Annotated in this window: 7 protein-coding genes and 2 pseudogenes; all 9 read right to left on the bottom strand. The window is 70.2% G+C overall.

Annotated elements, in window-relative coordinates; genetic code table 11:
* Positions 1-214: 214 nt before the first annotated feature.
* A pseudogene (locus A5702_RS15555) lies at positions 215-497 on the bottom strand (ESX secretion-associated protein EspG); the annotation flags it as partial.
* 11 nt (positions 498-508) lie between these two features.
* Positions 509-799: a WXG100 family type VII secretion target gene (locus tag A5702_RS15560; RefSeq protein WP_055404733.1), complete on the bottom strand. Its 291-nt coding sequence runs from the start codon at positions 797-799 to the stop codon at positions 509-511.
* 36 nt (positions 800-835) lie between these two features.
* Entirely contained in the window at positions 836-1,129 is a 294-nt protein-coding gene (esxG, locus tag A5702_RS15565; protein WP_055404724.1) for a type VII secretion system protein EsxG, read from the bottom strand.
* A gap of 74 nt (positions 1,130-1,203) precedes the next feature.
* Positions 1,204-2,694 carry a PPE family protein gene (locus A5702_RS15570; protein ID WP_068221777.1) on the bottom strand — a complete coding sequence of 497 codons (1,491 nt, stop codon included), beginning with the start codon at positions 2,692-2,694 and terminating at the stop codon, positions 1,204-1,206.
* A gap of 2 nt (positions 2,695-2,696) precedes the next feature.
* Positions 2,697-2,999 (bottom strand): PE family protein, encoded by a 303-nt coding sequence (locus A5702_RS15575; protein WP_055404722.1) that lies wholly within the window; start codon positions 2,997-2,999, stop codon positions 2,697-2,699.
* A gap of 10 nt (positions 3,000-3,009) precedes the next feature.
* On the bottom strand, positions 3,010-6,966 hold the full coding sequence (eccCa, locus tag A5702_RS15580) for a type VII secretion protein EccCa (RefSeq protein WP_068221779.1): 3,957 nt from the start codon (positions 6,964-6,966) through the stop codon (positions 3,010-3,012).
* Positions 6,963-8,555: a type VII secretion protein EccB gene (gene eccB, locus A5702_RS15585; RefSeq protein WP_068221781.1), complete on the bottom strand. Its 1,593-nt coding sequence runs from the start codon at positions 8,553-8,555 to the stop codon at positions 6,963-6,965. Before eccB ends, eccCa begins: the two co-directional genes overlap by 4 nt.
* The gene (eccA, locus tag A5702_RS15590) at positions 8,552-10,405 is read right to left on the bottom strand and encodes a type VII secretion AAA-ATPase EccA (protein ID WP_068221785.1); all 1,854 of its coding nucleotides are present in this window, start codon (positions 10,403-10,405) and stop codon (positions 8,552-8,554) included. The genes eccB and eccA overlap by 4 nt, the downstream gene beginning before the upstream one ends.
* A 347-nt stretch (positions 10,406-10,752) precedes the next feature.
* Positions 10,753-11,005 (bottom strand): annotated as a pseudogene (locus A5702_RS26745) (hypothetical protein); the annotation flags it as partial.

The following is an 11,005-nucleotide window of genomic DNA, read 5'->3' on the forward strand; positions in this document are numbered from 1 at the left end:
ATCAGGGTGGTGTGCTTCCCGGAGCGCTGGCTCGACCTGCGTTACGTGGGCCCCGCCAAGGACGCCGGCGGCACCGGCGAGTTGCTGCGCGGCATCGTGGCGCAGCGCTCCGCGACCACGGCCAAGACGATCGTGGCGCTGCGCAGCGCGCAGCTGATCACCTTCACGGCCATGGACATCGGCGACCCGCGGGCGTTGGTTCCGGTGCCGCCGGCGTCCTTGGCGGGGCCCACGTAACGCAGGTCGAGCCAGCGCTCCGGGAAGCACACCACCCTGATCCAGTCGGCCACCACCGGGTTGACGATTCCGCCCTCCGACACCAGACCCATCCGGGTCAGCTCGGCGCGCTGACGGTCGAGGAACGCCTGGCGTTGCGCGGCATCGCTGTACGGCGAGGTGATCGCCAGCACCCACGGGAAGCTGCCCGCCCCAATGGTTTCGGCGATGAACCAGGCGTGTTCGACCGTCAGCTCGACGGCGTTGGGTTCAGCACTCATCTAACTGGTGACTAACCGCCCCATTTGGCGGCTTCGGCCTGGTCGCGGGCGAGCATGGACGTGGTGTTGGCTTCGTGGGTGCTGGCCATCGCCTGGTAGGCGCGCACCAGACTTTCCATCGCCTGGTTCCACTGGGCCTGCCACGCCTGGTAGGTCATACCGGTGTCGCCCTGCCAGGCGTTGGACAGCGTGGCCTGCTCGCTGGCGATGTCGGAACCGAGCCCCTGCAGCGTGCCGGCGTAGCCGGACATGTCCGCGGCGTGGCTCAACATCGCCGGGTAGTTGTACATGATCTGGGACATCACAAGTCCTTTCGCGGTTGGTGGCGTCTGGCGGGATCAGAAGGCGGTGTAGCCGGAGGCCGCGGCTGCGTCGGCGGCCACGTAGGTGCCCGCGGCGTCGCCGAGGTTGGCCTGGGCGATGTCCAGCAGGGTGTTGACCCGCGCGGCCGCCTCGACGAAGCGCGCGTGCGCGGCCTGGAAAGCGGCCGAGGACTCCCCCTGGTGGAACGCCTGCGCCGACATCGCTTCCTGCTCCGCCTGGCTGATGGTGCTGCGCATCAACGCCGCCTTGGCGCCGAACGCCGACTGCGCGGCCACCAACTGGGGAATATGAGCGTCCAACATGCTCATGGTGATTCCTTTCTTCTCGGTCTCATGGGGTTTCGCTGACTGACGAGCATCGTGCTGACTGCCTGCTGACTGCCTCAGCCCCCTTCCCTCGGCCTCGTCGGGCGCGCCGGGTCTTGGTCCGCGTCGTGGTCCCAGGTGCCGGGCATCATCGGCATCCTTGGGCCATCGCCGAATTCGCCGTCCGTCAGTTTGGTCAATCCGGCCACGCGGAAGGCGTTCTCCTTCCGCGCGGTGCCGGCGAAGCCCAGCGGCCCGGCACCCGCACCGGATGCCACCGCCGCGGCCAGCCGCTCGTCGTCGCCGTAGTCCGGCGGGACGCCGATGTCGGAGTCCATGTCCGCGAACTCGTCGGCGTGATCGCGCATCGCGGCGCGCCGGCGCCGTCGCGCCCGAGCCTCGGCCCGGCTCGCCGCCGCCGCACCGGCCGCGGGGATGGTCGCCGCCGGCGCCTTGACGCCGCCGCGTCCGCCCAGCGTCGGGCCCACTCCGGTATCCGGGTCGCCGCCGTAGGCGACCAGGTAGGCCAGCGTGCTCGGCGACGGCGGCGCCGGCGCGGGGGCCGCACCCGAGCCCGCGGCGACCGAACTGGCCGGGGCGCCAGCGGGAGTCGCCACCGTCGGGGCCAGCGCGACCGCCGGCAGCAGCGAGGCCGGCTTGGTCGACGTGACGAGCGGTGTCGCCGCGGCCCCGGCCGCGACGGGCGCGATCTCGGCGGGCGCGGCGAACAAGGAACTCAGGCCGATGCCGAGCAGCAGCGGGATCAGGAAGGGCGCGGTCAGGATCGCGCCCCAGGTCGGCCAGCCCACGGCGTTGAAGAACACCTGGTAGGCGACGAAGAACAGCAGGGGGCCATTGGCCGCGAGCAACGCGGGCAGATTCGCCCAGAAGTCCTGCAACATCTTGCCGATGTTCTGGAAGAAGTCCTGCAGGAACTGGGCCAGCTGCCGGAAGAAATCCGAGATCGGGTTGGACGAGCCCTGCAGGGCGTTGGCCGCGGCGTTGTCCGCCTCACCGCCCGTCCGCACGATGGCCGGCGCCGGTGCGCTGCGCGGCGCCGACGCGAGCGCGGCTCCCGAGGTGGCCTGATAGGCGCTCATCACCGTGGCGGCCTGGACCCACATCCGCGCGTAGTCGGCCTCGTTCAGCGCGATCGGAATCGTGTTGATGCCAAAGAAGTTCGTCGCCACCAACACCCCGTGCACAGTGTGGTTGGCCGCCAGCTGCCCCAGCGTCGGCATAGCCGTCAGGGCGGCGGTGTAGGCCGCGGCCACCACCTCGTGCTGCGCGGCCACGCCCGCGCTGTCGGCGCTGGACTGCGTCAGCCATGCCAGGTACGGCGTGTGCGCGGCGGCGTACTGCTCGGCGCTCGGGCCCTCCCATGACCCCGCCTGCGACTGCGCCAGCACGCCCGTGAGTTCTGCTGCCGCCGTTGCATATTCGGCGCTCAGCGAGGTCCACGCACCGGCCGCCGCCAACAGCGGCCCCGGTCCCGGACCGGCGCTCAGCAACGCCGAATGCACCTCGGGTGGCGAAGCCATCCAGAGGGGCGCAACGGGGGCCGTCATTGTCAGGCGCCCCCATAGGTCGCGGCGGCCGCGGTGTCTCCGGCGAGGTAGCTGGCGCCCGCCTCACCGACGCCGACGCCGGCGCGGCCCAGCTCTTCCACGCCCTGGGCGGCGACGGCGGCGTGCTCCTGCCCCTGGGCGCTGAACCCGACGGCCGTCTGCAGCGACACCGGGTCTACGGCCGGCGGCACCACCGCGGTGATCGCCGGCGCCGCCGCCGCGTGCGCGGCCGCCAACCGCGCCGTCAACGCCTCCACCGCGGCGCTGGTCGCGGCCAGGCCCTCGGGAACCACTCGCAACGTCATGACTCTCCCCTTACTGTTGCGTTTCACCAAACATCGCGGCCTCACCCACCAGCGGGTTGACCAGCTGCACGTACGTGCCAGTGTCGCTGTCGCCCAACAGGATCGCCCGCCCGGCCGGCAGCCGGCCGAAGCGCTGGCCGCGGATCTTGCCGCTGTCCTGCGGGTTGCCCGCCAGCATCAGCGTGGTCGCCTGCAGGTCGTTGAAGCGGCGCAGCAGGGTGTTCGTCATCAAGGCGTGTCCGGATCCGGTGGCGCGCGCCGTGACGATCACCCGCAGTCCCAGATCGGCCGCCTGCGAGAGGATCCCGATCAGCGGCGTCCAGGGGCGCTGCCCGATGTACGGGCCGCTCATCGCCGGCGCATCCGGGATTTGGTCGACGTCGTCGATGATCAGGTAGTGGGTGTGGCCCGCATACCTGAAGCGGGCCAGTTCGGCGGGAGGCAATCCGGCCGGGGGACGCCGCGACTCGATGAGGTTGGCCAGGCCCAACATCGCCGGGGTGATGCGGTCGATGTTGGCGGTGTACTCGTTGTCGGCGAACAGCGGCTCGTCGACCAGGTGCAGCCGCCGATCCACCACCGTGAACGCCACCTGGTCGGGCGTGGAGTGCTCGCGGATGGTGCGAATGATGTGGCGCAGCAAGGTGGTCTTGCCGGACTTGCTGTCGCCGAACACCATCAGCAGCGGCTCGTCGGCGAAGTCGACGACGACGGGCGCGAGGTCCTCCTCACGCTGCCCGATGACCACCTGCTCGGGACCGCGATAAAGGGCCCCGAGCGCCTCGGGGGCGAGGTTGGTCGGCAGCAGCCGCACCGGCGGCGCGGTGACGCCCGGGTAGCGGGCGTTCAGCGCGGCGATCTGGTCCAGCTCCGGCACGGCGAACAGGAAGTGCTCGGCGGCCATCGTCAACCCGCGGCCCGGCTGGTCGTGCGGCACGGATTCCGCGGGGCGCCGCAGCGCGCCGACGAGCCGCACGTTGCTGTCCCGCGGATCGTGCAGCTTGAGCTCCAGCCGCAGGCCCAGGCCGTCGCGCATCGCCAGTGGCACCTCTAGCCAGCTCGGGGTGGTGACGACGACGTGGATGCCGTAGGCCAGCCCGACGTTGACCAGCTCGGTCACCTTGGCCAGCAACGGATTACGGGTGTTGAACTGGTCGGTGTTGTCCCGCCCGAACGCGTACAGGTTGTCGATGACCAGGAATACCTCGCCGTACCCGTCGTCCGGGGCGGCGCCGCGCGAGTCGCGGAACATCTCGCGCCGCTGCCGGGACAGCAGCAGCTGTTCCAGCTCGCCGAAGGTGCGCCGGATCCGCTCGGGCTCCAGGGCCGAGGCGACGCTGCCGACGTGCGCCAGGTCTTCCAGCGCCCGCAGCTTGCCGCCGCCGTAGTCCAGGCAGTAGAACGTGACGTCGCGCGGTGAGTGCAGGCTGGCCGCCGACAGGATGAACGTTTGCAGCGCGGTCGACTTCCCGGACTTGGGGCCGCCGTGGATCAACACGTTGCCGGCCGACGACGTGGCGTCGAACAGCAGCGGGTCGCGGCGCATCTCGAAGGGTTTGTCGATCTCACCTAGCGGCCACTGCCACTGCCGCTGCGGCACCCCGGCGCGGGCCAGCACCGCGGTCAGCGGGATCGGCTCGTCCAGCGGTGGCAGCCACAGCTGCGGCGCCTTCGGCCCGTAACGCGCCAACTGGTCGCCGATGGTGGCGATCAGCTTGCGCGGCGGCCCGGTGAACTCCTCGTCCTCGGCCGAGATGATCGTGTCCTGGTCCGGCTCGACCCGCCCGGCCGTGAACAGCTTCGGCTCCGGGGCGGCGTGCACCACAAGGGCTTTCGCCTGGCGCGGCGGATCGTAGATGCCGTCGACGTAGGTGCTGCGGAATTTGATCGGCGTCGCCCCCGGGGCCGGCACCAAGAAGCCCACGCCCTTGTGTTCCTTGCCCGATTCGATGTGGTAGGCGTCCTCCACCCCGATGATCTGGCGGGAAACGCTGGGGCTGGCCACCTTCAACCCGATTCGGTACGAGGTGTTCTTGTCAATGTCCTTGATCTTGCCCACGTCCAGCGTCTGCGACGCGAACAGGATGTGGATGCGGAACGAGCGGCCTTTGCGCGCAACGTAATCGAACAACTCGGCGTATTCGGGGTGATCGGCCAGCATCAGGGTGAACTCGTCGGCGACCACGAACAGCGTCGGGATCGGCGGGAGGTCATGCCCGGCCGCGACGGCGTTCTCGTACTCGGTCACCGAGTTGAATGCGCTGCCCTGCACGCGTCGGCCGGCCTCGCGCAGCAGCGTCTCACGGCGGGCCACCTCCCCGCGCAGCGTGTCGGCGAACCGGTCGGCCAGCGACTTCTTCTCGGCCATGTTGGAGATCACCGCGACGACCTGCGGGAAATGCCGGAAGCTGTCGGCGCCGGCCTCGCCCTTGAAGTCGGCGTAGATCACGATCAGCCGGTCGGCCGAGTGGGTTGTCAACAGCGCCAACAGGATCGACATCAGGGTCTGCGACTTGCCGGACCCCGTCATGCCGATCATCAGGCCGTGCGGCCCCATCCCGCCCTCGGCCTCGTCCTTCAGGTCGAAGATCAGCGGCTCGCCGGTCGCGGTGACGCCGATGGGCACCCGCAGCTCGTCCTCGCGGGGGCGCGGCGCCCACAGCGTGGGCACGTCCAGCCGCGAGGCGTCGCCGATGCCCAGCAGGGTGGTGAAGGTGGCGCCGCGGGTGGCCGCCGACCGCAGGCCGGTGTGCGTCGGGTTGGAGTCCCAGCGGGACAGTTGGCGCGCCAGGTGGGCGGCCTCGTCGGCGCCGAGCCGGTCGGCGTCGTCGATGTAGGGCCGCCAGCCGCCGGTCTGCCAACGCTCGATCGCGCCGTTCGCGACGCGCAGGATCGGCTTCTCCGGATCCGAATACTGTTCGCGGTGCGGCGGTGTGGCGCTGCGCTGCACGACGGTGACGCCCGCGCGGCCCAGCGCCAGCGTCGAGGTGTTCAGGTCGAAGTCGGGATCGTCGACGACGATCAGCAGGTGCCGCAGCGCGTCCGCGGCCCCGCCGGTGAACGCGGGCCGGTCGACGAACGCGGGTCCCAACAGCAGCACCAGCTCGTCGGGATTGGTCACCAGGAAGCGCGCCGGCCCGACGCCGTCGAGCTCGCCCGGAACGTCGGTGTGCGGCAACCATTTCAGCCAGGACCAGTCGGGGCCCTCCAGGTCTCGGGCCACCAGGGCCACGCCCAGCACCGTCGGGTCGTGCCACGTCACCGCCTGGGCGATCCAGGCGCGCATCGCCGCCCGGGCCTCCTCGGCCTCGCCGAGCACGGTGATCCGCGAGACCTTCGTCAGGTCGATTCCGGTCGGCACGTCGCGCACGATGCGGTGGGTGTCGAGCAGGCTGCGTAATGCGCTGTGCGACACCGGCTCCAGGTCGACCTCGTCCGCCGTGTCGTTCACCCGCAGGGCGGTGCTCAGCGGCACCTCGTGCCGGCCGGCCCGGAGCACCAAGAAGTCCGGGTCGTGCGGGTCACGCTCCCACTGCCGGCGCGAACCGGACACGCCGGCCAGGGCCGTCGGCTCCGGATGCGACCACTGCGCCGCCGCGCGCTGCTGGGCGGCCTGCGTGCGGATGTTGTCGCGCACCACCGACAGATAGCGCAGGTAGTCGGCGCGCTCGGCGTCGACCTCCTCGGTCCGCGTCTTGCTGTCGTTGCCGCGGTACATGGCGGTGGCCGCCAGCAACAGCACGAATGGGAAGAACAGCGTCTGCGGGGAGATCAGCCGCATCCCGGTGGCGAACAGGGCCACGACCATGCCGACGATCAGGATCACCAGCACATAGGGCATCGCCCGGCGCAGGAACGACGGCGGGATCACCCGCGGCAATTCGGGCGGCGCCTCGATGTTGATGGTGCCCTTGCGGGTGACCGGGGGCGCCAGCCGCCGGCGGGCTTCGAAGATGAGTCGGCTCATCGGGGCGCTCCCTCTGCTGATGCCACGCGGCCGGGCTTGGTGTCGGGGGGTAGTCCGTCGTGCGCCAGCAGCGCGTCGGCGCGCGACAGCGTGGGGCCGCCGGCGAACAGCGACAACACCGACCACGGCGCGGGCACCGCCGGCTCGCTCAGGCCAAGCGCCTCAACGGTTTTGCCGCGCCCGGCGGCCGCATTCTCCGCCTCGTTGTCGATGCCGTAGCGAACCCCGGTGTCGGACACCCAGAACAACGACCCGGTGCCGGGTGCGCCCGCGCCGCCGGTGGCGGTCTGGGCGAAGTAGCCGGTGCCCGGCGCCAGCGCGACGCGGGTGGCGGTTGCCGGGGTGGCGCCGACCAGGTCGACGGTGCGGATCGATTCGGGTACGGGCAGCGCCGAGCCGGACAACAGGCTCAGCGAGCTGGTGGCGGCGCCGGCCGGCTTGCTCCAGTACGCGCACGTGACCGGGTCCTTGGCCGCGTCGACGAGCGTGACCTGCTGGTCCGGATAACGCGCGGTGTCCAGCATCCGCGACACCGGCAGCTTGGCCACGGCGTCCGCCGCCAGCCGCGGGGGTTGTTCCAGGCCATAGGAATTCGTGTTCCGCAGAATCGCCGCGAGGACCGGGGAGATGGGCTGCAGGCCGTCCGGCAACACCGCGTAGTAGCGCGCCGCCCCGGGGTCCAGGGCGTACGACACCACGACCGCCCCGATCGGCGCGGGCACGCTGAAGGCGGCCGGGGCGCCGGCGTTCGGGATGCCCGGCGCCGTCAGCGGCGGCGCCTCGGGGATCGCGTTGAACAGTCCCAACGCGATGGGCCGGGGCGCGGGCACCTCAGAGTTGTTCAGCCCCAAGCCGAGTGCGTTCGTGACGGCGTGGTCGGACAGGTTGATCAGGCTGCGCCTGCCGTCCCAGAGCAACCAGGTGCTGTTGCCGCTATCGACCAGGATCGCCTGCTTCGCATCGAGTTTGGCGGCCCGCGCGCCGTCGCTGTCGGGGCGGCCGGCGATCACGGTGACGCCGGTGCTGTGGATGGCGTGTGCCGTGCCGCCGATGCCGTCACACACGGTCCAGTTGGCGTCGCGCGTGGTGTTTTGCACCATGCGCTCGGGCGCGCCCGGGATGCCGATCAGGTTGCCGCGCGGAAACCGGTCCAGCTCACTGCTTTTCACCGTCGTGGGATTGACCGGCTTGCCGACGATGAGCCGGGCCGACGTCAGATTGAGCACCGGGTGCAACTGGTCGCCCACCCGCACGTAGAGCGCGGCGGTCGCCCGGTCGGCGAGCACGGCGTTGGTGCCCACCGTCCCGTTGGGCCGGATCAGAGAGAACACGAAGCAACCGGCCAGGCCGGTGGCCAGCAGGACCACGCCCATCAGCACCGCACGCGACTGGGTGCGCAGCGGGTCGACGAGCATCCTGGTGTCGTGCAGCGCAATGCCGGAGGCGATGCGCCGCATGACGAATCGCCAGCCGCTGACCTGGTGGCGGGTGACGAATCCGCGCCGGTATTCGACCCGGTCCGGGTTGTCGTTGACCGGGGTGCGCGAGGCGAACGAACGCCGGTCGTCGGACTCGTGATTCGAGCTCATGCGGGCACCGACAGCCCGAGACCACGCAACAACGGCTGCACCGAGTTCTCGACGTCTTGGTCGGTGATCGTCATCAGCTCCTCGTCACTGAACTCCCCGGTGCCAGCGTGTTCCGAATGGTCGAGCCGGAATTCCCGTTCTTCCTCGGAGCGTTCGACGATGTTGCGGACGAACCGGCCGTTGCCGGCGATGTCGAGGTTGCGCCGGGAGATCCCGTTGGCGTCCGGTGTCGACTCGGTGGCCAACTTGGTGAACAGCGCCTCCATGTGGTCCAGCGCGGCCTGTTCGAAGACGCTGTCGCGCTGCTCGGCCATCTTGTTCGCGATTTCCACCAGCTCCGAGGGCGCGTAGGACGGGAAGTCGATGTTGCGGGTGAACCGGGAACGCAAGCCCTCGTTGGTGTCCAGGAACTTGTCCAGATCGGCGCGGTAGCCGGCGATGATGACCACCAGCCGGTCGCGGTCGTTCTCCATCCGCGCCAGCAGCGTGTCGATGGCCACCAGCCCGAAGTCGTTCTTGGCGCCGGTGGCGACCAGGGCGTAGGCCTCGTCGAGGAACAGGACGCCGTCGAGCGCGCTGTCGATGATTGCGTTGGTCTTGGCCTCGGTCTCGCCGATGTGCTGGCCGATCAGGTCGGCGCGGTGCACCTCTCGAATGTTTTCCCGCTTCAAAAGCCCTAGGCCGCAATAGATCTTGGCGACCACGCGGGCGATGGTGGTCTTACCGGTGCCCGGCGGACCGGCGAACACCAGGTGGTGCGCGCGCTGCGCGACCGCGAGCCCACGCTGCTTGCGCACTAATTCCATGGCGACCGAGCTCTTCAGGCGGGACACCTGGTTCTTGACCTCGTCCAGTCCGATGAATTCGGAGAGCTGGAGTTCGGCCTCGTGCAGCAGCACGGCCTTGCGCTCGTGGGCCGCGGGATCGACGAAGTCCTCCACGCCGGGCTCGGTGTCCGGGTCCCAGGGGTCGGTGCGGGCCTCGATCCGCGCCGCGGTGGTGGTCACGATCCCAAAACTGGTGTCGGACAACGCCTGTTCGATCTGTTCGTTCTCCGGATGGGCCGCGTACAAATCCTGCAGCACCTCGCTCGCCGATTCCTCGTCGACGTGCGCCCGCAGCACCAGCGCCTTGGCCAGCGCCCCGTCGACCGCCGCCACCGCGACGGCACCGTCGGGCTCCTCGAGGTAGGACAGCGCCGGGGCGAACATGCCCAGCCGCGCCAGCGCGGTGCCCAGCGCGATCTTGGCGGCGTGGCTGAACGCCTCGTCGAGGTCGGTGTCGTTGACGACCGGCGTCAGCAACTTCACGACGTCCGACCACCGCTCGGCGCGGTAGTTGATGACCACGGCGACCCAGCGCGCTTCCCGCCAGCTCGGGCGGCGCGCGGTGAGGCCGGTGACGATCCGGTCGGCGTCGGCGAACCGTCCGGCGGTGGCCAGGGCCGCCGCGTAGGCAAGGTGGAAGTCGTCCGGGGTGACGGCGCGGAACTGTAGGTACAGGCCGGTGTCGTAGCGGAAGCCGAGGGCCCCGGGCGCCAGATCCACCTTGCGCTGCAACACCCCGGCCGTCGTCGCCGTCCGCGACACCGCCTCCAGCACCCGCAGGGACGCATCGCCGGCGGCCGCCAGCCCGGTCCAGGCGTCGCACTGGTCGTGGGCGATGCGGGTCAGCGCGGTGAAGCCGGAGCGAGCGGCGGTGAGGTCGGCCGGGCGCTGGCGCTGGTACACCGAGATGCCGAGCGCGCGGCAACAGGTGGCGAACCGGCTGACGACGTCGCCGTCCACCCTGGTGTCCGCTCGCGAATTGACCGGCTGAACCGCCAGCAAGCCAGTGTCACCGACTTCCACGGCCACGTCTTTCCATGTATGTAGCCTCCCCTAACCTGACCCGCCTGAAGTTAGCATTGCATAAGCTAAGTGTCGAGGCGCGAGGGCCCGTCCGACTCACCACAACACTCCCCGTTCATTACCGCTAATGAGCACGTCAACGGCCATAATCAGCCGCACTTTCGGTCGTCTTGCCCGCTTCGGCGGATTGACGGGTGTTGTCAGCGGCTTCTAAGCGGCTGAGCTTATCGAAAATCATTTTCATTATCAATCCGAAGCTCCCCGCCGGAAACCGCGACGAACACGCAGCCAGTAGTCGTCCGGCGCGCCCCGAAAGTTCCGGTCCCGAGTAAGGCCATCCGGCTTCCCTAGTCCGGCTCCCAGGAGCCCGGCAGCATGGGCATGGACGGCCCGCCGCCGAACTCGTCGCCGGCCAGCGTCGCCAGGCCGGCCGCGTCGACGGCCCTCTTGCTCGCCGTCCCGGCGAAACCCAGCGGGCCCGCGCCGTGCGCGGACGCCGCCACCGCGGGCGGTTCGGGCTCGACAATGCCGTCTCCTCCGGCGTCGCCGTCGACGAATTCGTAGCGGTAGCCGCGCTGGTGCTCGTTCATCCCGGCCCGC

Source organism: Mycobacterium sp. E3339 (assembly GCF_001666915.1).
Lineage (GTDB): Bacteria > Actinomycetota > Actinomycetes > Mycobacteriales > Mycobacteriaceae > Mycobacterium.